This window comes from Anoxybacillus amylolyticus (assembly GCF_001634285.1).
In the GTDB taxonomy this organism is placed as follows: Bacteria; Bacillota; Bacilli; order Bacillales; family Anoxybacillaceae; genus Anoxybacteroides; species Anoxybacteroides amylolyticum.
The window spans coordinates 2,646,994-2,673,078 of record NZ_CP015438.1; the positions used below are offsets into that span (position 1 = coordinate 2,646,994).

Sequence of the window (26,085 nt, forward strand, 5' to 3'; positions counted from 1 at the left end):
CTCTTTCCCTTATTGTTTGACAGCCTCCATCAACCAAACGAACCGGTTTAATGGTGTAAATGCCACTGTAAAGCCATGCGTAGTAAATATACGTTCTAGCACCGGAAGCGTCGTATAGTATTCGCGTGCTAAATCGTCCGCTAACGCGTGAAATCCTTTCGCTTTCGCTTCCTGTACCATTTGTTCGTGCGCTTTTTTGTCAACAAAGGCTGTATCCGCAAACACTATTTTACCACCTTTCGTCAACAGCTCGCCATACTTACTAATCGCTTGCTCTTTTTCTTCATCAGTTAAATGGTGAAAGGCGTATGTGCTGACGATCGTGTCAATTGCTTCATTTGGAACGGGAAACTGTAAAAAGTCGCCGTCTTGTATCGATACCCCTTCTAGTTTTTCCATTGCCAGTTCCCGCATTGGCGCCGACGGTTCAACGCCGTATACGGTTTTTCCTGCTTCAAGTAATTTTTTTGTTAAATTCCCTGTGCCAACGCCAAACTCTAAAACAACGTTGCCGCTTTTTTCGACTACTGTATTTAAAATCGCTTCATATCCGTCAAATACGTCACGATACTGTTCATCGTGTCCATATACAGACGAATCGTACGACTGTGCCCACGTTTCAAAGATGTCTAAAAATTCTCTGCCCATGATGTCACGCTCCATAATTCTTATAATTCCTATTTATATACTATGAATTAATTTATGTCCTGTTCTTAATCTAACATAATTTTTTCATTTGTTCAACGGAAATATGCTAAACTACAGATGGAAAGGAGGAGAACGATGCTTACGTTTGATTTCATTCAAGACAAAGTGGAGTTTTTTGAAGCAGCGGATTTAAAGACATTAGAGAAAAAAATAAACGAACAAATTGAACAAAATAAAGCACTTATGCTCGAAGTGTATCACGTCTCGCACCAAATGCACGTCTCGGAAAACGGACAACGATTTTATAGCGCCGTCGTTCATTTTAAAGCAAAAAAATGAGCGGATGTCCCAATGCATCCGCTACTTTGTTAACTGCTCAATTTTTTCTGGCTTCCAGCCCTGATGTTCCACCCAAGCGATATATACTTTATATTTCACACTTTTATCTTTCGGTGATACAGTTGCGACCGCTTTATTCGGGCCATTGTTGCCGATAAACCAGACGATTATATTGTCGTGCGCTAAACCAGTTGCGTAGCTTACCGCATCGATCATTTCTTTCCAATCGACAGAGTTTTCGTCAAACGTCGTCACGTGCGGCTCGGATTGCGTTGTGCCAATCGGTTGCCATGACGGGTCGACGATTTCTTTTTCCACTCCTGATGCCGGGTCACCTGCTGTTTCGATGACTTCTGCTTTCTCGGTTGATTCCGTTGTTGCTGTTTCCTCTTTACTTGTTTTTTCCGTTTCTCCGATTTCCACTTCCACTTTATCGCTATCCGTTTTTTTCGTTTCGTTTATGTTTGTTTTTCCCGTTTGTTTCGATTTGTCGCCGGTGAAAAAAAGCTGCCAGCTAAAAAAGACAATTAATAAAAACACAAACGCAAGGGCAATGTTTAATATCCGATTCACTTTCCGCCGCTTGGCGCGCTGTTCAAAACGGGAATTTGTTTCCTTCACACCTGCTCCTCCTCTCCCTCTTTATTGTAGTACACAAATGCTTTGTTGTCATTTCGGACTTACGTCTTTCGCTTGTTGCGCCGCATCCCACTCATAAAGTCTCTTGACAAGTTCATAAAATACGTCGTTTGTCACTGCACGTTCGCTCGTGCTGTCGAGGGCAACGACAACGAGCACGTACTTTGGCGAATCGGCTGGAAAATAGCCGGCAAACCATTTATTGATAAGCGGTTCGCCTGATGCATTCGTTTTCCCGGTTTGCGCCGTTCCTGATTTTCCCGCCACTGCATACGGAAGCGTTTGAAACCTTCTCCCTGTACCGCGCGCATCGGTTACAACTCCCCGTAACAATTCCTGCATCTTTCGCACCGTTGCATGAGAAAGTGGGTCTTGAGCAAGCGGCTGTTCGGGAAATGTAAAAAAAGTAGTGCCGTTTTTGTACACCATTTTGCTTACCACCCGCACTTGTTTCGCTTCCCCACCGCGGGCAATCGTCGCCATCATATTCGCCACCGCCAACGGGGAAACGCGAACGTTCTTTTGTCCAATTGCCGTTTGGGCAACCGCGAGCGGAACATATTTATCGCTTTTGTCGTGCCAAATTGCCCCGCTTTTTTCTTCCGGCAACTGTCGAAAATTGGTGAGATGGTAGACGTCACCTTGCCAGCCGACAAGCGGGTACAAGCCAAGCTTTTCGGCGTATTGTTCGATAATGTCTTTGTTTTGGCTGACGAGCTGTTTTCCTAACGTTCCAAACGCGTTATTACAGCTCACGGCAAAGCTTTCGGCAAACGAAAGCTGTCCATACGAATGCTCCGTATCAGGCGTGCCGTCAATTTTACGGCTGCACTCAAACATTTGCTTGGCGATGCCCTTTTCAATCGCAGCAGCGGCAATGACCGTCTTAAACACCGATCCTGGGATTTGCGGCAAAACCATTTGATTTTCTGCTCCATTATTTTTATACGGGTCGTGCGGATCCATTGCCGGACGGCTTGCTATCGCTAGCACACTATTTGTAGCAACGTCTAACAGCACCGCTCCTCCTTTTTCTAGCCCTTTTTCATCGAGGACCTTTTCGGTCATTTCTTGCAAATCCCGGTCCAACGTCGTTTGCACCGTAATTGGATAAAAGGGATTACCAGGGGCACTATATTTTACATCCAATCCAAATAAAGGTCCCCCTTCCGCATCCACGTGGTATAGAAGCCGTGTTTCTCCCTCTGGAAGCAAAAATTCATCGAACGCTTTTTGCAATCCGTGAATGCCGACTTTTGTTTGCGCAGAAATCGGCCGCTCACCATAACGAACGCGCAACAATTGTGGATCTTCTCGTGTAAATCCAATCAATTGTGCGGCGTACGAATGCTCGATCGGATATTGTTTTTTCACTGCAACTACCCCCGCAAGATGAAGGCGGTTGATTTTATTCATTTGCGCTTCTGTCAATGGAAACGGCTCGTCCCCGCTTGAAAAGACGATTGGCTCCTTAGCTTTCATGAGCTGCAGCCGAAGCGCACTCGCGGAAACATGAAGAATGTTCGCCACCTTCTCAATCGGCCAATCCATCGATTTTAAAAATGGAAATAACACAAGCACTGGAATTTCTTGTTCCGTGAGCGGCTTACCATTTTTATCGACAAATGTGCCGCGTCCGTCGCTCACGACCATTGCTTGCGTCCGTTGGGCAACGCTTGCTTCGATTAAGTTAATATGCTGGTTGGAAAACGATTCTGTGCTTACTAATTGAAGCTGTGCTAATCGACCGATTAAGCCCAAAAGACAAAGTTGAATCACCAGTAAAATGACCATCGTTCGTTTCGTTCGCATAAAAAACACCTCGTCTCCATTGTTGACGAGGTGTGTATGTTTCAAACCTATTTCACCGCAACGATTTTCACAAGCATTTCGCCGCCTGGCGTCTGTACGCTCACTTCATCGCCTACTTTTTTGCCCATGAGCGATTTTGCAATCGGTGAGTCGTTCGAAATTTTTCCTTCGAACGGATCAGCTTCAGCACTCCCGACAATCGTGTACGTTTCTTCTTCCCCATCTGGAAGTTCAATGAAGGTGACCGATTTTCCAAGCGACACAACGCCTGGATTCGTCGTATCTTCTTCAATAATTTGTGCGTTGCGAATCATGTTTTCAAGCGTTTGGATGCGCGCTTCCACAAACGCTTGCTCGTCTTTCGCTGCATCGTACTCCGAGTTTTCGGAAAGATCGCCAAATCCGCGGGCAATTTTAATACGCTCGACGACTTCTTTTCGTTTAACGGTTTTTAAATATTCGAGCTCTTGCTCTAATTTCTCCTTCCCTTCTTTTGTCATCGGGTATTGCTTTTCGTTCGCCATTTGTATTCCTCCTTTTAGTTTGTATGTATAAAGTGTACGAACGTTTCATACGTTCGTACACACAAATCGTTCATGACAATGTATACACTTCATTTGGCATCTATGTTATAGTATTACAAAAAAGACTTTTGTTCAAGAATTGTTCGAATTTTTGTAACCATCAAATCAATCGCGACATAATTATGACCGCCTTCCGGAATAATAATGTCAGCATACCGCTTCGTCGGCTCAATAAATTGGTTATGCATCGGCCGGACGACGTTGACGTATTGATCAATTACCGATTCTAACGTCCGACCGCGTTCGTTAATATCGCGGATTAATCGGCGGATAATACGGATGTCAGCATCTGTGTCAACATATACTTTAATATCCATTAAGTTGCGCAATCTTTCATCTTCTAATACAAGAATGCCTTCTAAAATAATCACATCTTTCGGCTCGACATAAATGACTTCGTTTGCTCTCGTATGAAGGGTATAGTCGTACACCGGCTTTTCAATCGGTTCGTAATTCAACAGCTTATGGAGATGTTCAATTAATAAATCATTATCAAATGCCAATGGATGGTCATAGTTCGTCTTCAGCCGCTCTTCCAACGGAAGGTGGCTTTGGTCTTTATAATAATAGTCTTGCTCGAGCATTAAAATCGAATGCCCTTGAAAATGCTCATAAATTGCTTTCACCACGCTTGTTTTCCCCGAACCGGAGCCGCCTGCGACCCCGATGACAACCGGTTTCTTCCCCATGTTATTGCTCCTTTCTCATCATGTTGTACGGGAAGACTTCTTTCTCTACTTTAAATTTGACAATTTGGAGCGGATGACGCGCCGCATCGAGCTCATTTCCGTCTTCGTCCCAAATCGTTCCGACCGTTTGCGTAAAGTTTTCGATTTCTGGTCCGAAAAATTCGACCGTATCGCCTGGTTTAAAGAAGTTGCGTTGCTGCAAGGTGACGATTTTCGTATCGCGGTCATAATCCAGTACAAAACCGGCAAAATCGTACGTCGTTTTTTTGCTATGGACGCCGAACATTTGCTCTTTATAGCCAGGCACCCCTTCAAAAAAGGCTGGTGCTGTGTCACGGTTGGCACATTTGTCTAGTTCATCAAGCCATTCTTTCCGAATGACAAAATTGTCTGGGTCGGCACAGTAAGCGTCAATGACTTTTCGATACACGCTCACGACTGTCGCGACGTAATGAATGGATTTCATCCGCCCTTCGATTTTCAAGCTGTCAATACCTAATTCAATCATTTTCGGAATCGATTGAATCAAGTTTAAGTCTTTCGGACTCATCGCAAACGGGTCATCCGTTTCGTCAAACAATGCCATCGCTTCGTCGCCTTCTAGCTTGTACAAATCATAGTCCCAACGACACGATTGACAGCACCCGCCGCGATTCGAGTCACGCGCTGTCATATGATTGCTCAATACGCACCGCCCCGAATAAGCAATGCACATCGCCCCATGAATAAATGTTTCGATTTCAATATCGACCTTCTCTTTTATTTGACGAATTTCTTCCGCACTTGTTTCCCTTGCCAGCACGACTCGCTCTAATCCTTCTTCTTTCCAAAATTGGACCGCTTTCCAGTTGGTGAGCGATTGTTGCGTGCTTAAATGCACTTCTAGTTTTGGCGCGACGCGGCGCGCCGTTTCAATAATGAGCGGATCGGCAACGATAATGCCATGCACCCCCGCCTCTTGAAGACCTTGTAAATATTCTTCTAATCCCGGCATATTTTCGTTATGGGCGTAAATGTTCGTCGTCACATAAATTTTTGCGCCGTACTGGCTCGCAAAGCGGACGCCTTCCGCCATTTCCTCGAGCGTAAAATTGTCGGCGTTCGAACGAAGCCCGTACTCTTGCCCGCCAATAAAGACGGCATCTGCGCCGTAATGGACGGCGACTTTGAGCTTTTCGAGGTTTCCGGCCGGCGCCAATAGTTCCGGTTTTTTCACAATGACGCGCTTTCCGTCAATGATTTTCGAAATTTGCTCGTTTCTCCACATATGCACCCCTCCTTTTCGTTTAGTACACCGTTTCTTTAAAGAAAAAGCCTGTATCTAACGGACGATGTTTCGGTTGAATCGCTTCGATTTGCGCAAGCAATTCGTCTTTTTCTGCTTCATATCGTTCGCGTTGTTCGGCGCATAAATCGATCGCACGGCGATACAGTTCTGTCACTTTTGTGATATATTCCGGTTCGTGAAGTACGCCGTCAATTTTAAAGCTGTCAATACCCGCGTCGACCATGTCTTCGAGCTCGTCAATAATGCAAATATCGTTCGGGCTCATAATGTGCGTGCCGTTTTCGTCTTCAAAAATCGGGTATTTGTTGTCGCGTTCTTTGTCGTATAAAAACATGCCTTTTTCATACTTTTTCTTTTCGATTTCGAGCCATTTCCCTTGGTATTCAAAATAGTTGCCAATCAATGACCGCTTGGATTGGAACATGCACGTCATGCCGTGCACCTGCACTTCAATTTCCACTTCGGCATGTTGTTTAATTTCAATAATAGCGTCCATGCTTAGTTCACGTGCTAATATGGCGCGTTTTGCTCCTTTTCGCCCCCAATAGTTGCACGCATACCAGTTCGTTGCTGTTGTTTCCGTATTCCAATGAAGCTTCATCTGTGGAGCGACTTCTCGAACTGTCATTAATACGGCAGGGTCGCCAAAGATGATGGCATCTACTCCCGTGTCTGCCAAAAAGCGGACGTAATCGCTAAGTTCCTCGACTTTATCGTTATGAAAAAGGGCGTTCATCGCTACATATACGCGAATCCCGTACTGGCGTGCCACATCCACCGCTTCGCGAACGTCTTTTCTGGTAAACTCTCCAGCAAGCCGCAACCCGTAGCGCTGCTCACCAATCACTACCGCATCCGCCCCTGCTTTTGCAAGGTCATGAATATGCGCAACGCTTGTTGGGGTGACTAACAATTCCGGTTTTTTCACTTCGTTTCACCTCGTTTTCTCGATATGGCAATGCCGTCGCCAATTGGTAAAATGACCGTATCGTAATCTGGACGGCGCATTAACCATTCGTTATACTCACGAATTTTTTTCACTAATTGCCGCCAACGTTTATTTTCGATTGGTTCGTTTGCCGCTACCAATCCTTTAAATAAAACGTTATCGGTAATGACAACGCCCCCATCCGCTAACAGCGGTTCATATAAGCGAAAAAACCGCTCATATTGCCCTTTTGCCGCGTCGATAAACATGACGTCAAACGGCGCTCGTTTTTTTACTTCCTCATATAAGTCAAACGCATCCCCTAATAATGCGTCAATACGCTCGTTCGTTTCCGACCGTTCGATATAAAAAAGCGCTCGCTCATGCCGCGCTTGATCACGCTCAATGGTTACGATGCGCGCTGTTGGCAACTTGAGCGCCATCCGAATTGCAGAATAGCCAATCGCTGTGCCGATTTCTAAAATTGTTTTCGGCTCGATATATTGCAATACGTGCAGCATCGCTTCGATGCCGACAATGTCCATAATCGGCACGCGATGCTCTTTCGCATATACTTCTATTTCTTGAACGACAGCCTCACGGGGAGGGATAAGCGTTTCAATATATTGCGTAAGTGCTTCTTGTAACAAACGAATTCCTCCTCGTAAAAATAAGAGTCCAAAACAGACTCTTAAGAAGGGAATGTATCAACCGATAACTTTATATATACTACCATAAAACGAAACGAAATGCGAACGTTTTTACTGCTTTCCAATATATTTCGCTTTTTCGCGGTTATGTTCTTCCAGCGTGTTCGTAAAAATCACATCACCTTCTGGTGTGGCCAGGAAATAAAGGTATTTTGTTTGATCCGGCTCAAGCGCGGCTTGAATCGACATTTCTCCTGGGCTAGCGATTGGTCCTGGTGGCAATCCTTTATGAATATACGTGTTGTACGGGGAGTTAACTTTTAAGTCTTCGTAATAGACCCGCTCTTTATGGGTCCCGAGCGCATAAAGGATTGTCGGGTCGGTTTGTAGCGGCATGCCGATGTGTAGCCGGTTATAAAAAACGCTCGCAATTTTTTTACGATCTGCTTTTTCTGTTGCTTCCGCTTCGATAAGGGACGCAATCGTTAACAGACGATGAGGGGTGAAATTTTTCTCCTCCATCTCTTGTTCGTATTTCCCGACAACTTCTACTGTTTTTTCGACCATCGCTTCAATGATGGAAGAAAGCGGTGGTTTTTCTTCGGCGAAGGAGTACGTTGCTGGGAATAAATAGCCTTCGAGCGGATAACGAATGTTTTTATTCAATACGTCATTGGATAGCACCATTGGGTATTTTTTGATTAACGTTTGAATGTAGGCACGGTCGTTTAGTTGGTGCATCACTTCTTCTTTCGTATAGCCGGTCTTTTGGGAAATAATTGTCGCAATATCTTCAAGATTTTTTCCTTCTGGAATCGTAATTTTCACTTTTATTTCTTCCATTACTTTTCCTTTTTTTAAGGAATCAATGATTTGTGGAAGCGTCATCGCTTTTGTTAGTTTATAATTTCCTGCTTGAAAATTGGCATGATTTTTAAACTTGACGTAATAGCGAAACACGGCGGCGCTTTTAATAATTCCCTTTTTTTCTAACGTCGTCGCAATGTCGCTTACCGTTGAACCAATCGGAATGGAAATCGCCACCGGGCGTTTGTCCGTTGGGTCGACTGGTTTTAACGCCGATTCAATATATACATAGCTTCCAATCGCCGTCGCAACGACAAGGAAAATGATGACGGCGCTAACGATAAAGACGGTCTTTCGTACAAGCTGTATATCTTTTGGAAAAAGTCCGTTCTGTTCCATTGAATCCCTCCATTCTCGACATATTATACTACAAATTTTTGCATTTTTCGCTAATGTTTTTTTCAAAAAAGACCGTTGACTCGCCACTTGAGGATAAATTTAGTTATTTTCACACAAAAAAGATGGCCTCATCGGCCATCGTGCATTATTCTTCGTCTTCTTCTTGTTCCGCGCAGAATGTGTTCCACACTTCTTCGATCATGTCCCACTCTTCTTCTGTTTCAATCGGCTGAAGTTCACCCTCCTGGTCACCTTCGCCAGGAACGAACGCAGAAACGTGAATTTCTGTTTCTTCCTCGTCATCGTATTCTGCACCAATTGGATAGTAGAAAACGTACGATTTTCCAAAGTCTTCAGATTCAAACGTAAATAATACTTCGCATAGCTGCTCATTGCCATGCTCGTCTACCACGGTAATATGTTTTTCGCCATGTTCCATGTTCATGCCTCCATTATTGTTTACTGTCGAGGTAAGATTGCAAAATCATCACTGCCGCCATTTTATCGATGACTTTTTTTCGCTTTTGTCGGCTGACATCGGCAGCAATGAGCATGCGCTCCGCTGCCATCGTCGAAAGACGCTCATCCCATAAAATGACCGGTAAGGAAAACTCTTTCTTTAGTAGATCCGCAAACCGCTCGCTCGCTTCGCCGCGCGGACCGACAGTTCCGTTCATGTTTTTCGGAAACCCGAGCACAATTGTATCGACGTTGTACTCGGAAATAATTTCCCGAAGCCTTTTGAAGCCAAATTGATTTTTTTCCTCATCAATCGGAATCGTTTCAATGCCTTGTGCCGTCCAGCCAAGTTCGTCGCTGACCGCTACCCCGAGCGTTTTTGTCCCTAAATCTAAGCCTAGTACGCGCATACGTCAATCCTTTCTCGTTAACGACGCACCGTCGTTAAATAGAATTTCACCAATTCCTCGATTAATTCATCCCGTTCAATTTTGCGAATAAGCGCGCGTGCGTCTTTATGGCGCGGGATGTAAGCGGGGTCGCCAGATAATAAATAACCGACGATTTGATTGATTGGGTTGTACCCTTTTTCTTGAAGAGCCTCATACACGGTTAATAGCACGTCGCGGACGTTCGTTTCTGCAGGCTCTTCGGAAAAGTTAAATTGCATCGTTTGGTCAAATGAGCTCACCGTCATGCACCTCGCTCTCCATTCAAGAGATCTGGCATCTCCACCTCTTACATCCATTGTACACTATATTCCCTAATTATAAAACGGATTTTACCCATTCTTCAACAAATTGTAGCGCTTCGCCGACTTTGTTTGCGTCTTTTCCGCCCGCTTGCGCCATGTCGGCACGTCCGCCCCCGCTACCGCCGCATCGCGTCGCGACTTCTTTAATTAATTTTCCGGCATGGAAGCCTTTGTCGATTAAGTCATTCGTGACGCCCGCAATCAAGTTCACTTTGTCGTCTTGAACCGATGCAAGCACGATGACGCCAGAGCCAAGTTTTTGTTTTAATTCGTCCATCATCGTCCGTAAGCTGTTCATGTCTGGAGCGTTTACTTTACTTGCAAGCACGCGGATGCCACTTACTTGTTTCGCCTTGTTCACAAGGTTCGCTGCTTCTAGATTGCTAAGTCGCGCTGCAAGCGATTCGTTTTCACGCTGCAACTGACGAATTTCGTTCATTAACCCATCAATCCGTCCGACGATTTCTTTCGGATTCGTTTTTAGTTTTTGCGCGACTTCTTGCAATAACGAAAGCTGATCATTCATAAAGCGGTACGCTGCTTCGCCTGTCACTGCTTCGATGCGGCGTGTACCGGCGCCGATGCCGGATTCGGATACGATTTTGAACAAGCCGATTTCCGCCGTGTTCGTGACATGGCAGCCGCCGCAAAGCTCTAAGCTATAGTTGCCGACTTGTACGACGCGGACGATGTCGCCGTATTTTTCGCCGAAGAGCGCCATCGCTCCCATTGCTTTCGCTTCATCGAGCGGTTTGTACTCAATTTGCACCGGGAGGCTTTGCCAAATTTTTTCGTTGACAATCGCTTCGATTTGCTCTAATTCTTCCGGTTTGACTTGTCCAAAATGCGAGAAGTCAAAGCGCAAGCGGTCTGGTGCGACTAAAGACCCTGCTTGGTTGACATGCACGCCAAGCACATCTTTTAACGCTTGGTGCAATAAGTGGGTTGCGGTATGGTTTTTCACGATTTGCGCCCGCTTATTTTCTAAAAGAGATGCTGTATACGTTTCGCCTTTTTTCAATGTTCCTTTTTCGACGATGACGTGGTGTAAATGTTGCCCGTTTGGCGCTTTTTGCACGTCTTTCACGTACGCTTTGACCGCATCGTTTTCGATGAAACCTTGGTCGGCGATTTGACCGCCGCTTTCCGCATAAAACGGCGTGACGTCTAACATAATTTGCGCTTCTTCTCCTTCGCGCACTTCTTCCGCAAGCTCGCCGTTTTTGACGATGACCGTAACGGCAGATTGTGTACGAAGCTGATGGTAGCCAACGAATTCGCTTTCTACTTTAATATCGCCGAGCACACCGCCTTGCACTTGCATCGAATCGACTTCTTGGCGTGCCGCGCGCGCACGTTCGCGCTGCCGTTCCATTTCCCGTTCAAACCCGTCGTGGTCGACTTTCATTCCTTCTTCGGCTGCATACTCTTCCGTTAATTCAACCGGGAAGCCGTACGTATCGTACAAACGGAATACATCTTCACCGTTAATCGTGTCGCTGCCACGTTGTTTTTCTTTTTCGATGACGCTCGCTAAAATCGCAAGGCCTTCGTTTAACGTTTCATGGAAGCGCTCTTCTTCGTTTTTAATGACTTTTTGAATAAATTGTGCTTTTTCTTTCACTTCAGGATAATAGTCGACCATAATTTCGCCGACAACCGGCACTAATTCGTACATAAACGGACGGTTAATGTTCAACTTTTTCGCATAGCGGACAGCACGGCGCAATAAGCGGCGCAAGACGTAGCCGCGTCCTTCATTCGACGGAAGGGCGCCATCTCCAATTGCAAACGTGACAGTGCGAATGTGGTCGGCAATCACTTTAAATGCTACGTCTTTTTCGGTATCCGTACGGTATTGCTCGCCAGAAATTTGCTCGGTTGCACGAATGATCGGCATAAATAAATCCGTATCGAAGTTTGTCGGCACGTCTTGTAAAATCGAGCACATCCGCTCTAACCCCATGCCTGTATCAATGTTTTTCTTAGGAAGCGGCGTATACGTGCCGTCAGGGTTATGGTTAAATTGAGAAAAGACGAGGTTCCATACTTCTAAATAACGTTCGTTTTCTCCGCCAGGATATAATTCAGGATCGTTCGGATCGTTGCCGAATTGTTCCCCGCGATCGTAGAAAATTTCTGTATTTGGACCGCTTGGGCCTTCTCCAATATCCCAGAAATTTCCTTCTAAACGAATAATTCGTTCTTCTGGCAAACGAATTTCGTTATGCCAAATGTCAAACGCTTCTTCATCTTCTGGATGAATCGTAACAGAAAGACGGTTCGGATCAAAGCCGATCCATTTTTCGCTCGTTAAAAACTCCCATGCCCAATGAATGGCTTCGCGCTTAAAATAGTCACCGATTGAAAAGTTTCCGAGCATTTCAAAAAACGTGTGATGGCGCGCCGTTTTTCCAACGTTTTCAATATCGTTTGTGCGAATCGATTTTTGCGCATTACAAATGCGCGGGTTGTCCGGAATGACACGGCCATCAAAATATTTTTTTAACGTTGCGACACCGCTGTTAATCCATAACAACGATGGGTCGTCAATTGGAATAAGCGACGCGCTCGGCTCAACTGCGTGACCTTTTTCTTTAAAAAAGTCTAAAAACATTTGACGTACTTGAGCAGATGTTAGCTTTTTCACGTTTCCTTCCTCCCTTAAAAATATAAAAAAACTCCCATCCCTGCTCAGGGACGAGAGCTTGCTCGCGGTACCACCCTGTTTATGGACAAAACGTCCATCACCTCAACCGCCGTAACGTGGCTTCGTCGGCAGGGTTTGCCTGCACTCCGGATTAGCGTTCTGTTACCCTTCATCTGGAATTTCTTTCAGCCGCGGAAATTCCTCTCTGTGCGCCGAAAGCGCTTTAAGATGGACTGTAACATACTCGATCCGTCATTGCGTTGATGTATAAACCTTTTCACACAGATTATAGACAAGCTCCCTTTGATTGTCAATGTGTACGGAAGCGTTCTTTTCCGTGCAAAAAGGCAACTTTGACAATGGCAACGAGCGGGACAGCGATCATCATCCCGACAACTCCAGCAATTTCCCCGCCAAGAAAAAGGGAAAACATAATGACAAGCGGATGCATATGCAAACTTTTGCCGACGATGAGCGGAGAAAGGACGTTTCCTTCGATAAATTGCAAAACAAAAATAATCGCAAGGACAATGAGCACCATTTTTAACGAGACGGTAGCGGCTAACAAAGCGGCAGGAATAGCGCCAATAATCGGTCCGAAATACGGGATAACATTCGTCGCCCCGACGATAATCCCTAATAGTAGCGCGTACTTCATGCCAGCTATCCAAAACGAAAGGGCGGCGACGCTTCCGACCAAAACGCAGACGAGAAGCTGACCGCGAACGTAGCTGCCAAGCGACTTATCGACATCTTTTAAAAACGCAATCCCCTCATTTCGCCATTTTTTTGGCGTCCATTCCCAGGCCGCTTTTTTGATGCGTTCGATATCTTTTAACAAATAAAAAGCGATAAATGGGACGAGTAAAAACACGAGAACGGAATTTAACACATGTTTGACGCTTGTAACCGCTTTGGCTATCCATAGTCCTAATAGCGCCTCGATTTCGAGAATTGTCGTTTCGACGCGTTGGTGGATCTGTTTCGGCCAAGCGGCAGTGCCGTCATGAATTTTGTCTGTCCATCCTTTATATGTATCGACAAGCAGCGGCAAACTTTCTGTCATGTCTTGCAGCTGTTTGAGAAAAATCGGGATGCCTTTGTACGCTCCATAGCCGATTCCGCCGAAAAAAAGAACGTAAATAAGTAAAATTGCCAGCGCCCGCGGCCATCCTTTGGCGTGGAGATATTCCACGACTGGATGCAACAAATACGCGATAAACGCCCCAAGCACAAACGGGGTTAACACGGTGCCTAGCACGCGTAACGCCGGCAGCCAAAACTCTTTCACCCTCATAATGAAATAAACTAACACAACGACAAGCAACACTTTCGTCACGCGAATAAAAAAGCGCCATTGCTCATTTTGCACAGACACCCCTCCTACACATTAGTGTGGAGGATTGGCGGATAATTATGCAAAAAACAGCACCCCTCTAGGTGCTGTTTTTTAATGTGAATGGTTCGATAGGTGACAGGCACAACAACAATGGCTTTATCTTTTTTGGACAGTCCCTTGTCGAAATTAAAGTTGCAAGCGCAATATCCTTTCTTCTTCGTCGATAAAACCTTTGAATAAAACTTTTTCAATTTGGTCTTTATTAAAAAAAACGTTATAGTTTGAAGAAATGTTTCCTTGAGGATAATGGCATGCGACATAATCGAATTTTTCCAAACCATTTCTCATTTGATTTCTTCCGTAAATCATTAGTTTAGACTCGTATCCTTTCAACATGACAACAGAGCCAATAGGTAGCCAATCACGATGACTCCTCATATGTTCACCTTCTATTACAAAATTTAGTTATTTAGAAATATCAAAGGTAACACCTAAACCTACTCCGTTACCATATTTTACACCGAATCTTGCCTTTTTTACATCAAATTCTACCTCTGCACTGAATCCGATAGAAGCCTCTCCACTTATTGTGATTTTTTTATTGGTAAACGGTATTTTTATTGTTGTACTTGCTTCATATTTAGCCAAATAAGCTTCTCCTCCTGTTTTAACTCCAACAGAAGCTGATGCTCCCATAACTTTAACACTTGCGCTTGTTTTTCCTTTACTATATCCTGCCTCGACCACATGTCCCGAAACTTCTGTTTTAGGGCTACTGGTTTGTTTTGACCAAGTATTACTATAGGAACTAACTATATAAATTCAGTTTGAAATTCCGACACGTTTAATCAACCTGTATTCTTGTCTATACTGCTCCTAAACGAGTCAATCAAAGGAGCGGATGAAGAATGAAGAAAAAAGGATTACAAATTACGAACGATCATGGTTGGACCATCGAACGTCTTCAAGAACAGGAACGCCGAATGAAAAATGCCAACATGGCGAAACGAATGGCAGTGATTCGTCTCATTATGCAAGGCTACTTAGGAATCCAAGTCGCTGAGCTTTTGAACCTCCATCGCGAAACCGTTTCGATTTACGTTCAAAAGTTTAATCAAGGTGGCATGGATGCGCTATTAGAACGCCATTACGCCCCGGGTAGAAAGCCGTACCTGTCTCCAGACGAAGAACGCGAATTAAGAAAGATGTTGGAAGAAAGCACCCCTGCCGATGAAGGATACGGCATCGAGACCAGCTGGAATACACGAATCATTCAACATGTGTTAGAAGAGAAATTTTCTGTCACCATGTCTCGCGGTGGGATTTGCGATATGCTCCACCGATGGGGATTTCGCTATACACGCCCTACGTATACTCTCAAACGGGCGAATCCTCAAAAACAAAAAGAGTTTCAACAAGAAATAGAACTCATAAACTGTAGTTGAGCAATTTCAATTACAATAATTACCATGTAAAAGAGACAAACAGGGTACCCCTTATGCCACGTGGAGCTGTTTTTTCACGGTATCAATGGGAATATTTTGTTTCGCTGCATGGTAAATGAACTCCACGAGGCTATGTCCTTTTCTCTTGCGCAGGAGATCGAGCCCATCCGAAAAATCGCTGTTAGACTCGAATAGGCTGTACACGTAAGCAAGCTGCACCAAGATCCAGTAACGTTTCACCGCTCGATGATGACGAACGCGGTACCCATCGAGTTTCAGCTGGTCTTTCGCTTGACGGAAAAAACATTCGATCGACCAACGCTCGGCATAGTAGCGCAAGATGTCTTCGTCGCTTAGCTCCCAATCGGTGCTCAAGACGCAATGAAGATGTTCCGGTGTCATCGGTTGATCGGCTTTCCAAACAAGTAGCACCACCGCATCATCGAGACCGTTGAGCGCTCCTTCGTAACGATAGACGCGATAGCGCTCTTCTCCCACCGTGACGAGGCGGGTGTCATTCGGTTCGAGATAGCGGGCAAACTGCTTCGCTTGGATGGCGATGCCTTTCGGATAGAGAATCCGGTTCGTCTTAAGCATCGCGATGACGTGGAACCCTTTTTTCAAGCAGGCTTCCACGAGTGCTTTCGATGGATACCAAGAGTCCATCAGTACATAAACAGGACGACTCACATCCAAAGAAGAAAGCATCTCAATCGCGAGTTTTCCTTTGCTTTTTCCAGCCTCCTTGTCGTAGGGGCGAAAAGCAAACGGAAACGCTTGAGTCATCGTATGAACCATGAGCCAAACGAGAGAATGCCCCCAAATCGATTTTTTCTCTGTGTGAGAATAATGCCAATCACACCCTTGAATAGCGCATGTTGCCCGTGACGAAGGCTTCGTTTTTTGGCAAATCGTATCATCGATGGAAACAAAAATGGGTTGATTCTTCTGTTTGGCGATGCGTTCGACACGATGAAGCATCCACTGCTGGAGTTTGCGGAGCAATGTCTCTTCATCCCACGGACTTTTCGTGAAAAAATGGCTCAGTGTCGTGCGATGGTTCGGATGAAAACTCCCATGATGTAGATCGGTCAACGTTCCCGAAAAACCTTTCGTCACCATCGCATCCACGATATGAACGAGATGCTTCATCACAGGTTTCGAGAAATAAAGCGCCAACCCCAACGTCGTGAAAAACTTGTGGATTCCTTGATGATGTGCTAATCTATTCATGAGACATGAACCTCCTTGTGTGAATGGTTGGTAGCACATCTATTCTAACCAAGGAATCGGGTTCATGTCTTCTTTTTTGTCTCAATGTAAATTTATGTTATCGATTTTGCTCATCTACAGTCATAAAAAAAAACTTGCCCGACAACACAGTCATCATCTATGAAGATGAAAGTCATATTCGGGACTATCAAGCTCTTCGGGCCACATGGAGTGTCAAAGGGCGCCAAAAACAAATTCCTACGTACGGACACCACGCAACAGTCAGCTTATTAGGCGGTGTGAATATCGAAACGGGTGAATTTCTCTGTATGGAAACGGACCAATGTAATGCACAGGCTTTTCTGCAGTTTCTCCAATACACATTGAACCAATATCCAGATAAACATGTGGTGATGGTCTTGGATAACGCAAAAATTCATCATGCCAAAGTCCTTCAGCCTTTTTTACAGGAGCACGAAGAACAGTTAACTTTTGTATTCTTACCCCCTTATTCGCCGAATTTAAATTTAGTTGAACGAATTTGGGGCTGGCTGAAAGAGAGTGTCATTGCCAATCGGTTTCATCCTAGTCGAAAAGAGTTACGAGAATCGATTGTTTCGTTCTTAGAGTACCTTTCTGAGTTTCCAGAAAAAGTGCTCCAACGCATCGGACAGGTTGCTATGTCGGAAAATTAATCTGAACCTATATATACTCTTTACGTATGCTCCGTTTTTTGCAGAGTCATAGATTATTGCTCCCATAACATGAAAATCCCCCTTCAGAAAAATTTTTGTTTTTTTTACAATAATCTCTTGATAGTTATTATACAATAAAATGGCTTTTCATCAAAATTTGTGCTTAATTTTTTAACATGCTCTACTAATGCTTGTGAGGAAGAATCAGCAAATCAATGATTTTTTCACATCCTTGTTCAGGAAAAAGTATCATTCGTCAAGTATATGTTATGTTGATGACTCTTTTTTACTTTGTATAATGGAAAATATCGATGGATATAGAACAACAAAAGAAGGATGTGAAGGGAGCGCAGGAAGAGAACCATCGAGTGGTACGCTATCCTTTGAAAAAATGTCGACATCGCAAAAAGTACAACAAAACTCTTGACGTTATCTTTGTTTTTTAACATTATTTAATTGGGAATACGAAAACTAACTATCCACTATTTTTCGGTGAAAGTAACGGATTCACAATTGGTTATTTCCACGCTTGGTTGACAAGAAATGCTGGTTCATGGGCGTTTTATTTAGATAATTAGAATTAGCATATCATGAGTGTTTATTATCCATTATTTTACCAAAAAACAGAATCATACGGCAGAAAATCTAGGAATAGAGCGATGTCAACTGGTTTTTAATGGTTAATCAACACGCCTGTTAGCATATCTTAAAATTTAAAAATTTGAAAGTGTCTATATTTGTTGAAGTTTTTGTTTAAAATTAAACACACACATAGTACCTAAGGGAGGAATTCCAATTTGTTTAAATCCAAAGAAAAAAATAAACCTGCTACTAAGGGATTTATATGGCTCGTTATTGCGACTGTAATAAGTTTTCTAAATGAGGAGGTTCAATTAAGATTCGATGAAAGTGCACTAATAGGTAATATTTTTAATTTTATAACTTTTGTAATATGGATTGTTTTTGCTTTTTATGCGATACTCTTTATGAAAAGTTCCCTAATTAGAAAATGACTGTTGGTGAGCTTTGATGTTGTGACTATCACTTATACAACCATTCACATTATAAAGCGGCACCTAGAAGGCCGGTGAATTAATGGGGCATAGACTTCCCTCATGTCGAATTTTGGAGACCATTCTCCCCGCCATTTGGCGCCAAAGGACGGGAGGACGAGCAGGACTTCCTGCTCCAAATTCCGTTTTTGCGCACGCCAAAGAGCCGGTCCCCCCTCGTTTTTTTCGAAACCGGCACAATCGCTTCAGATTTTGCACGACGGCGGTCAACAGCGCCTGTTCTTCCATGGCGTCCAGGCCCCGGCTTCGGGCCCGGTCCAGCCCATGACATTCCTTCCCTTCGGCGAACACATGCTCACAACGCGTGCGAAGGGCTTGAATAGATCGATAACCGCCCTGTTGCTGAATGAGCCTCGCTTGGTTGCGAATCTGAACTTCTCGGACTTTCGCCTGGCGTTGTGCTTCCTGAGCGGGATCCTTCGCCCGGCGCTTCCAGGTTGGAATCTCCTCCATCTCCTTGCGGCGCAGCGACACGAGCGGCGTAATGCCTTGGGCGAAGAGCGCTTCCAAATACTCCGTGGTGCCATATGCTTTGTCCGCGGACAAGGTCCGGATCGTGATCGACGGGTGGCGGAATCGAATCGAAGCCAGCTGCTCCAAACTCGTCTCCCGTTCCGCCGTTCCGGTGGCCACGCTCGCTTTTCGAGATAAAATGACGCGTGACCGGACATCGATGACATCGTGCACCAAATACCGAGGATACGCTTCCTGCCCTTTGCCTTTCTTGTACAACCGAGCATCCGGATCCGTCACGCTTCGATGGGTTTGATTGGAAAACGTGGTTCCACGGAAGTTTCCTCGTTCTTCGGCATGGGCGCGCTCTCCTGATTGGGGAGACGGAGAAGGCGGATCGTCATCGGGATCCCGGTCAGCCTCCGGGGACTCGGTCTGTTCATCTTCCCGAGCGGTGCGGGCCAGGTAGTCTTCCAACGTTTCCACCGGAGCGAGCTTGATCTCCCGCAAGCTGTGGATCGAAGCATTCGCCCGCACTTGGGTGCCATCAGCCGCCGCATGGACATCCGGAGAGACCAGCCCCGCCGCGATGCACTGGTCCACCACGTAGGTCATCAGCCGATCAAAGATTCCGTGTTGACGCCAGCGTTTCCGTGTTTTCACGAGCGTCGTTCGATCCGGAAGCGTGGGATGATGCGGGTCGGGATGGAGCACGGATTCAAAGTCAAGACCGCAAAACCACAGGTATCCGGCATGCATCGGGAGGATCTCATACAACTCCCGCTCGGAGTGATCAAACAAATACGAGAGCAGCATCAGGCGAAGCAGCCGTTCCGGATCCGCCGCCGGGCGACCCGTTTTTTCCGTGTACAGGGGAGCCACCCAATCGTGAATGACGGAAAAGTCAACCGCTTCGTTGATTTGGCGCAGGATATGATGTGGGGGAACCAGGTCCTCCATGTCGATGACTTGAAACAACCGAGGCTGGGTCGAAGGGTTTTTGGGGGCTTTCATGATCCATTCACGCTCCATTCCAACGATTTTTCCTCCTTTTTCGACATAAGCCCCGTAAATCCCTGCTTTAGAGTGTACTTTTTCACCGGCCTTCTAGAGGGGTGCTGTTTTCTACGTGAATGAGCGCATGTTCATGCCGCCATTCGACACGTGCTTGATCAAAGTGCCGCTGTTCACGAAAATATTCAAGTTCATTAGCGACCGTCTAATGAGCAATGAGTTTCTGTATAGCCGCTTTTATCACTCTAATTCTAGCCGCTGACAATGTCAGAACGATAACAGTCAGGAAGATTTTCAAAACGAATTGCATTTGATCATCGTAAATCCAAACAAGAAATAGTAACAGTTTTTGATACAGGGCTAAACTTATTGGGAGTACAAGAAAAAGGATCGTTGACCAAGCAGGAGACCGGAAAACGATAAGCATGGAAATGATAATAAGAACACCTACTACAACAGAGGAATTATGATACCAAAAAAGAACGAATGGGTTGACGTCATCCCATGTTGGCGCTTGACTGAGAACGTTATAAACATTATGCTGGCTTTTGAGTTGACAAAAGAGAATTATTGAACAAATAAGCGGCAGAATCCAAAAGTATTTGCTTTTCATTTTTTTGTCCTCCATCAAAAGGGTGAACCCGCAAGCTGATCTAGGCAACCCTTCGATTTTTCTATGAAACTAACGGATTCACGAGCGGTTGTTTTCATACTTGGGTGGTGTGCAAAACTTGCTCATGGATGTTTTATTGAAAAGTACCATATACAGAAGAGAGAGTTGTCAATTGTCTAGTGCCTCGCCAAAGAGCCGAATATAATGAGTCTTTTGTAGCAGCATCATCGCTTTCTCTATAGGGAGCCCAATTGAGATAATCGGCATTCCAAACATAAGTGTATGAGTTATTGGTATCTTTAAATCCAGGGATAAATGGACTGCTTTCGGTATCTTTAGTTAGATTACCACTTGAGCAAGTTGTTCCGATCACATCTACATTGAAAAATGCATCCTTAAATAAGTACTGTAAATTTGCAAATTATTTGTTTTGCACATTAGCTAATTATTTCAGATTGGAATATACTTACAAAATCAGAAGCACGGGCTTTACATGGAGTGGCGGACATGTTAGGCTAGTTGCCTAGCGAAACAAGGGCTCCTGCTCGCCCCTTTCGCTAGAAAACATGTCCACAGAGGCTCCATGTCAAGCCACCAAAATGTTTTTCTGTAAACAGAAGGGAGGAAATTTGCACAATACTCCAGATTTTTGCTGGATTAACGCGCAAAAACCCGTTTGAATTTGCAAAAAAATGGCCATTTTGTTCCGGAATAACGTGCTAATTTACATAAGTACTGCCCATCAATTCTCCACCAGGTACCTTCTATTGATACAGGATGTTTAAAGTAGGACAATCCCGAGTTCTTATATTCGTCTAGGATGACACGTAATTTTTGTGTTGCCTCTGTTATACCGCCTACCACGTAATAATCAGTTCTTGTTTGATCGATTCTACCAACAGTTGTACACCCCGCTGCACACGCTTTTAGGGGCTATAAAGTTTTTGAGCTTATCCGTAAAGGATAGTTCCAAGCCTTGATTGGTAGGCATTTTATAGTACTTAAATTCAACTTTTGTAATGATTTTAATATTATCGTTAATCTGTTGTTCTTTTGTTAAATCTTCTCCGAATTCCTGAATTAGTTTCTTACCGTAATCAGTAGTGTATAATGCATCCTTTACAAGAAATGCGCCCTCTGGGAGTTCAAGATTTCTATCTTTACTCTCTACAACTTGGATTGGCTCGTTCGGTAACTTATTTTTCATCTTTAACTCTTCATACTCTTGTTTTGTCAACAAAATCTTCACTTGATTGTCGGGAGATAGGTTATCAGTAGTTGGATGACTTTGGTTAGCTAAAGCACTCCATGGTAATACTGTAGTTAATAAAAAACTTACAAGAATGAAAGACATCTTTTTGAACATTTTTAATCCCTCCCTCTATAAATGTTCCTTAAATTAAGTGTTTTAATTAAAATTGGATCTTCACCACAAAGTGTACTTGAAAAAGAAAGACTATCATGATAAAGAAAACTAAAACAGCGCTTTTTCCTTTGTATACCACACATCTCTTTGAGCAACATTGCTATCATGTTTGTCTTTAAAAAATCAAGCACAACTTTTGGTGAAGAGCCTTTTATTTATAAATAAATATTTTACCTGAACTCGTGGTGCTAGTTGCCCCCTAACGCTCAACTAGCCCAAGTGTCACAAGCGAATACGCCAACAATATGTCATCTAGTGCCGCCTCAAACCCTACAATCGAATTGGCACGAATTTCTGTGATCCGATACTGGTCGACGAAGACAGAGAACACTATGGCTTTACGTTTTTGTTTGAGCTATCTCCCATGATGCCGATGGGCGGTGTTTCTGGTTTTTGCGAGATGGAGTCCAGAAGGCAATTTGGTACTCTTCATACAATTTTTTGGCAATTCGCTGCTGATGAATCCCTTGTCACCCAAGTTATAGGGGGAAGGAAGTTGAATCATGACAGCTGCGGTTCAATCGTGACAGGACGCTCCCTTAATGATTTACAATCTATGGTATTATATAAATGATTCCCTAACTCCCATAGCGGACTTTCACTGCCAAGTTGATAGACATGCCTAGCACACACAAAAACGGCACCCTATGATTAGGATGCCGTGTTTTGTTACGTAAATGAGCGCATGAGCTGGCGGCCCATTTTTCGTATGTTGCGCATGTTCATTCCGCCATTGCGGCGAGCCATTTGGTAGGCGGCAACGCCTAAACCGATGGCGACGAGCGATGTCATCGTGCGGTTCATCGTCAATCCCCCTCTTGTTATGACGAAAGCGTCCGTTCTTGCTCGCTAAATAAATCATCTAACGAACTAAGCGTTCCGTCTTCTTCGACTTGATGTGTGTAAATCATTCCTTTATGAACCGAAAGTTCGATAAAGCAATTCCAGCAATAATATTGATTGACCCCAATTTTCCCTAAATCTTTGCTTTGGCAATTAGGACATTTCAGCACAAAAAGGCACGCTCCTCTTTCCGTTTTACCATTATTTTTGGCAAACTTTTCAATATCTATACATATGGTGAGGAACGTGACCAATCATGTGCGACTATCATTATCCTATCCCTTCGCTCATAAAGTCATACGGTGAAACGTTTTCCATTCCGATGTTCGCATCATCAAGCGGAAGCTCGCCTTCTTCAAACGGCTGAACGGCTTGTATCAGCTTTTCCGCGAGCGTCGTTTGCCGCACACTGTCATCGTAGCGGGCAACTCCCATCTTAAACGCCTCTTCCTCACCGCATAAAACTAAAAATTTTTTACTTCGCGTCACCGCGGTATATAATAAATTCCGCCTTAACATTCGATAGTAGCTTTTGACGACAGGTAAAATGACGATTGGAAATTCGCTTCCTTGCGACTTATGAACAGAGCAGCAATACGCATGCGTAATTTGCGTTAAATCTTGCCTCGTATATGTCACTTCATTCCCATCAAACGACACGACGACTAAATCTTGTTCTTCGACATTTTCCTTCGCATAAAAGATGGCGACGACTTCACCAATATCCCCGTTAAACACGTTTTGCTCCGGCTGATTCACAAGCTGCAACACTTTATCGCCAATCCGGTACACGGTGTCGCCTACCGACAGTTCGCGTTTTTTCTCTGTTTTCGGATTGAACAGTTCTTGCAGCGCCTCATTTAACCGGTCGATGCCGGCAGGTCCGCGGTACATCGGCGCCAATACTTGAATATCTTTGACGGAATAGCCCTTTTTCCACGCGTTATCGGCAATTTGCCTTACGACATCGACGACTTGCCCTGCATGGCAGCGAATAAACGAACGATCCGCTTTCGGCGCAGCCCAATCTGGCGGAAGTTGTCCGTTTTTCATATGGTGGGCGAGTTCAATAATCGACGATCCTTCCGCCTGCCGATACACATCCGTCAAGCGAACGGTCGGGATGACATTTGTCTTTAGCAAATCTTTCAGCACTTGTCCCGGTCCAACCGACGGCAATTGATCTTCATCGCCGACAAAAATGACTTGCATCCCGTCAGGAAGTGATTTTAACAGTTGATTTAACAGCCACGTATCGACCATCGACATTTCATCGACGATGAGCAACTTCCCTTGAATCGGTGCGTCTTCATCGTGCGTAAACCCTTCTGCCGCGTTATATCCAAGCAAGCGATGAATCGTCACCGCCGGTAACCCGGTCGCCTCGCCCATTCGTTTTGCCGCTCTTCCAGTGGGGGCAACCAATATAATCGGAAACGGATTGTCTTTATTGTAGCGATTGACATCAAGCGAAAGGCCGTGCAGCTCGGCAAAAATTTCGACGATTCCTTTAATGACCGTCGTTTTCCCTGTTCCAGGTCCGCCTGTTAAAATAAAGAGCGGGGAAGAAAGTGCTTGTTGGATTGCTTCTTTTTGCCGCGGGGCGTATTGAACGGACAAGCGCTCCTCGAGTTCCCCAAGCGCCAATAAAAATTCCGACTCTGGAAACGATGTTACCGTTTGCTGCAACAGTCGTTTCACGTTCGTGACAATTCCTTTTTCGGCAAAATAAAGCGACGGAATATAATATTTATCATCTTCGTTCATTAGCTTGCCTTCTTCGGTCAACATCAACAACACATGGACGATATTTTCTTCCGGCACGGCTTCGTCGCGCTTTGCTTCTAATAGCTCTTTTACCTTTACTAATAGCTGTGCTTTTGTTAAATAAACGTGCCCTTCCTGCAAGCAATCGTTTTCTAATACGTACAAACAAGCAGCGCGAATGCGGTCTGGATGGCGGCCGGAAATGCCAAGCTGATGCCCTAGCTCGTCCGCACGGACAAATCCGATGCCTTCGACGTCTTCGACAAGCTGGTACGGATTTTTTTGAATAACATCAAGCGTCATGTCTTGGTATACTTGATAAATTTTCATCGATAGCTGCGGACCAAAGCCAAGCCTTGAGAGCGCGATCATAATTTGCTCAAGCCCTTGGTGCGCTTTTAATGTTTCGTACAGTTCTTTCGCTTTTGCTTTCGATAGCTTTGGCACTTTCGAAAGCGCGTCCGGGTCGGCTAAAATAACGGAAATCGCCTGCTCGCCGAGCGCCTCGACGATCGCTTCCGCTGTCTTTTTGCCAATTCCTTTAAACAAATCGCTCGACAAATAATGAATGACGCCTTCTTTCGTATGTGGAACGTCTTTGCGGAAATAATCGGCGACATATTGCCGCCCAAAGCGCGGATGTTCCTTAAACGAACCGTAAAACACATATGTCTCTTGTTCGTGCATGCGCGGAAAATAACCAGTAACAACGACTTCTTCCTCGTTGTATGCCTCGTTCGTTTCTTCGACACGAATGCGCACGACCGAATACAAATTGCTTTCGTTATGAAAAATCGTGACGATATGTGTTCCTTTAATAAACGATTTTTCGTCTAAGGCAAACGATCCTTGTTGTTGCAATGGGAATCCCTACCTTTTATCGTTGTCCGAGCACTTTTTCTATCAGCTTTTTTCCATGTCCTGCTAATAAATGATCCGGCTGAATCGAAAGCGCTTTTGTAAACCATTCAAGCGCGGTTTGCACCTCATCTTTATATGCATACGCCACCCCTAAGTTATAGCAGGCGTCTGCATGCTGTTCATCTAACGCAATCGTCCGTTCAAAATAGCCTATCGCTTCGTCGACAAACTCGAGTTGTGCCAAACAAAGCCCCAATTGAAACAGCGCCTCGACATCGCGTGTATTCAACTCTACCGTGCGCTGCAAATACGGCAAAGCAAGCCGCGGCTGTTCTAAAAACATAAGCGACATGCCGAGCATAAAAAAGACGTCGCTGTCGTTCAGCCCTTTTTGCACCGCCTGTTCAAACATGTCTTTTGCTTTCGCAAACTGCTGTCGGTTGTAATAAATCGAACCGAGCCCGTAATACGCCGTCGCTGCCTGCTCATCAAGCGCAAGCGCCTTTTCAAAAAAGCGAATCGCTTTTTCTTCCTCGCCAACCGCCGCTAACACGTTCCCGAAATTAATGTAGCCGACGGGGTCGTTAGGATTTTCTTCAATCGCCTCATGAAAACATTTTACCGCTTCTTCATAGTTTCCGTCCCGCATATATTGAATTCCAAGCGTATTTTTGTTTTCCATTTTCTTCACTCCTCAT

Annotated in this window: 26 protein-coding genes and 1 pseudogene; 3 read left to right on the forward strand and 24 right to left on the reverse strand. The window is 44.7% G+C overall.

The genetic code is table 11. The annotated features are described in order from the left end of the window. Positions 1-9: 9 nt before the first annotated feature. Positions 10-648 (reverse strand): class I SAM-dependent methyltransferase, encoded by a 639-nt coding sequence (locus GFC30_RS13640; protein ID WP_066326356.1) that lies wholly within the window; start codon positions 646-648, stop codon positions 10-12. A gap of 135 nt (positions 649-783) precedes the next feature. Here GFC30_RS13640 and GFC30_RS13645 point away from each other — a divergent pair, with 135 nt between their 5' ends. After that, the gene (locus tag GFC30_RS13645) at positions 784-987 is read left to right on the forward strand and encodes a DUF2536 family protein (RefSeq protein WP_066326357.1); all 204 of its coding nucleotides are present in this window, start codon (positions 784-786) and stop codon (positions 985-987) included. Between the two features lie 21 nt (positions 988-1,008). On the opposite strand, the gene GFC30_RS13650 is transcribed toward GFC30_RS13645, so the two are convergent. The 15 genes from GFC30_RS13650 to GFC30_RS16965 all read right to left on the reverse strand — a co-directional run bounded on the left by GFC30_RS13650 (position 1,009) and on the right by GFC30_RS16965 (position 14,732). Continuing rightward, on the reverse strand, positions 1,009-1,608 hold the full coding sequence (locus tag GFC30_RS13650) for a YrrS family protein (RefSeq protein ID WP_066326371.1): 600 nt from the start codon (positions 1,606-1,608) through the stop codon (positions 1,009-1,011). Positions 1,609-1,656: 48 nt separating this feature from the next. Further along, positions 1,657-3,438: a peptidoglycan D,D-transpeptidase FtsI family protein gene (locus tag GFC30_RS13655; RefSeq protein ID WP_066326373.1), complete on the reverse strand. Its 1,782-nt coding sequence runs from the start codon at positions 3,436-3,438 to the stop codon at positions 1,657-1,659. 47 nt (positions 3,439-3,485) lie between these two features. Beyond that, a complete protein-coding gene (gene greA, locus GFC30_RS13660) occupies positions 3,486-3,962 on the reverse strand; it encodes a transcription elongation factor GreA (RefSeq protein WP_066326375.1) in 477 nt (158 codons plus the stop codon). 113 nt (positions 3,963-4,075) lie between these two features. Next, the gene (gene udk / locus GFC30_RS13665; protein WP_066326377.1) at positions 4,076-4,711 is read right to left on the reverse strand and encodes a uridine kinase; all 636 of its coding nucleotides are present in this window, start codon (positions 4,709-4,711) and stop codon (positions 4,076-4,078) included. A gap of 1 nt (position 4,712) precedes the next feature. After that, entirely contained in the window at positions 4,713-5,978 is a 1,266-nt protein-coding gene (locus tag GFC30_RS13670; RefSeq protein ID WP_066326379.1) for a peptidase U32 family protein, read from the reverse strand. 19 nt (positions 5,979-5,997) lie between these two features. Beyond that, positions 5,998-6,927 carry a peptidase U32 family protein gene (locus GFC30_RS13675; protein WP_066326380.1) on the reverse strand — a complete coding sequence of 310 codons (930 nt, stop codon included), beginning with the start codon at positions 6,925-6,927 and terminating at the stop codon, positions 5,998-6,000. After that, positions 6,924-7,577, reverse strand: a complete 654-nt coding sequence (locus tag GFC30_RS13680; RefSeq protein ID WP_066326382.1) for an O-methyltransferase — start codon at positions 7,575-7,577, stop codon at positions 6,924-6,926. The genes GFC30_RS13675 and GFC30_RS13680 overlap by 4 nt, the downstream gene beginning before the upstream one ends. Positions 7,578-7,688: 111 nt before the next feature. After that, on the reverse strand, positions 7,689-8,783 hold the full coding sequence (gene mltG, locus GFC30_RS13685) for an endolytic transglycosylase MltG (protein ID WP_066326384.1): 1,095 nt from the start codon (positions 8,781-8,783) through the stop codon (positions 7,689-7,691). 145 nt (positions 8,784-8,928) lie between these two features. Continuing rightward, a complete protein-coding gene (locus GFC30_RS13690) occupies positions 8,929-9,222 on the reverse strand; it encodes a DUF1292 domain-containing protein (RefSeq protein WP_066326387.1) in 294 nt (97 codons plus the stop codon). 13 nt (positions 9,223-9,235) lie between these two features. Then, complete coding sequence (ruvX, locus tag GFC30_RS13695; RefSeq protein ID WP_066326391.1) at positions 9,236-9,652, reverse strand: Holliday junction resolvase RuvX; 417 nt, start codon at positions 9,650-9,652, stop codon at positions 9,236-9,238. Between the two features lie 17 nt (positions 9,653-9,669). Continuing rightward, a complete protein-coding gene (locus tag GFC30_RS13700; RefSeq protein ID WP_066327429.1) occupies positions 9,670-9,933 on the reverse strand; it encodes an IreB family regulatory phosphoprotein in 264 nt (87 codons plus the stop codon). 76 nt (positions 9,934-10,009) lie between these two features. After that, the gene (gene alaS, locus GFC30_RS13705) at positions 10,010-12,646 is read right to left on the reverse strand and encodes an alanine--tRNA ligase (RefSeq protein WP_066326392.1); all 2,637 of its coding nucleotides are present in this window, start codon (positions 12,644-12,646) and stop codon (positions 10,010-10,012) included. 310 nt (positions 12,647-12,956) lie between these two features. Continuing rightward, positions 12,957-14,018, reverse strand: coding sequence for an AI-2E family transporter (locus GFC30_RS13710; RefSeq protein WP_066326393.1), 1,062 nt, complete (start codon positions 14,016-14,018; stop codon positions 12,957-12,959). A gap of 153 nt (positions 14,019-14,171) precedes the next feature. After that, positions 14,172-14,423, reverse strand: coding sequence for a DUF4176 domain-containing protein (locus GFC30_RS13715; protein WP_066326395.1), 252 nt, complete (start codon positions 14,421-14,423; stop codon positions 14,172-14,174). Between the two features lie 27 nt (positions 14,424-14,450). After that, positions 14,451-14,732 carry a hypothetical protein gene (locus tag GFC30_RS16965; protein ID WP_148660406.1) on the reverse strand — a complete coding sequence of 94 codons (282 nt, stop codon included), beginning with the start codon at positions 14,730-14,732 and terminating at the stop codon, positions 14,451-14,453. 161 nt (positions 14,733-14,893) lie between these two features. Between GFC30_RS16965 and GFC30_RS13725 the strand changes: the two genes are divergently transcribed. Then, positions 14,894-15,430, forward strand: coding sequence for a helix-turn-helix domain-containing protein (locus GFC30_RS13725; RefSeq protein ID WP_066326397.1), 537 nt, complete (start codon positions 14,894-14,896; stop codon positions 15,428-15,430). A gap of 51 nt (positions 15,431-15,481) precedes the next feature. Here the strand turns inward: GFC30_RS13725 and GFC30_RS13730 are convergent, their stop codons facing one another. After that, positions 15,482-16,663 (reverse strand): IS701 family transposase, encoded by a 1,182-nt coding sequence (locus GFC30_RS13730; RefSeq protein WP_066322703.1) that lies wholly within the window; start codon positions 16,661-16,663, stop codon positions 15,482-15,484. Between the two features lie 134 nt (positions 16,664-16,797). Between GFC30_RS13730 and GFC30_RS13735 the strand changes: the two genes are divergently transcribed. Next, on the forward strand, positions 16,798-17,337 hold the full coding sequence (locus tag GFC30_RS13735) for an IS630 family transposase (RefSeq protein ID WP_066326398.1): 540 nt from the start codon (positions 16,798-16,800) through the stop codon (positions 17,335-17,337). A gap of 1,076 nt (positions 17,338-18,413) precedes the next feature. Here GFC30_RS13735 and GFC30_RS13745 read toward each other — a convergent pair. From GFC30_RS13745 to GFC30_RS13770, 7 genes and pseudogenes are all read right to left on the reverse strand, one after another. Next, positions 18,414-19,895 carry a transposase gene (locus tag GFC30_RS13745; RefSeq protein ID WP_084256376.1) on the reverse strand — a complete coding sequence of 494 codons (1,482 nt, stop codon included), beginning with the start codon at positions 19,893-19,895 and terminating at the stop codon, positions 18,414-18,416. A gap of 1,487 nt (positions 19,896-21,382) precedes the next feature. After that, a complete protein-coding gene (locus GFC30_RS13755; protein WP_066326402.1) occupies positions 21,383-21,856 on the reverse strand; it encodes a hypothetical protein in 474 nt (157 codons plus the stop codon). Between the two features lie 259 nt (positions 21,857-22,115). Further along, positions 22,116-22,463 (reverse strand): annotated as a pseudogene (locus GFC30_RS16690) (IS982 family transposase); the annotation flags it as partial. A gap of 122 nt (positions 22,464-22,585) precedes the next feature. After that, positions 22,586-22,720 (reverse strand): YrzQ family protein, encoded by a 135-nt coding sequence (locus GFC30_RS16695; RefSeq protein ID WP_084256378.1) that lies wholly within the window; start codon positions 22,718-22,720, stop codon positions 22,586-22,588. 17 nt (positions 22,721-22,737) lie between these two features. After that, complete coding sequence (locus tag GFC30_RS13760) at positions 22,738-22,929, reverse strand: hypothetical protein (RefSeq protein ID WP_027407908.1); 192 nt, start codon at positions 22,927-22,929, stop codon at positions 22,738-22,740. Positions 22,930-23,029: 100 nt separating this feature from the next. Then, positions 23,030-25,387: an SF1B family DNA helicase RecD2 gene (gene recD2 / locus GFC30_RS13765; RefSeq protein ID WP_066326403.1), complete on the reverse strand. Its 2,358-nt coding sequence runs from the start codon at positions 25,385-25,387 to the stop codon at positions 23,030-23,032. Positions 25,388-25,403: 16 nt separating this feature from the next. Continuing rightward, the gene (locus tag GFC30_RS13770) at positions 25,404-26,069 is read right to left on the reverse strand and encodes a tetratricopeptide repeat protein (RefSeq protein ID WP_066326404.1); all 666 of its coding nucleotides are present in this window, start codon (positions 26,067-26,069) and stop codon (positions 25,404-25,406) included. Positions 26,070-26,085 lie beyond the last annotated feature (16 nt).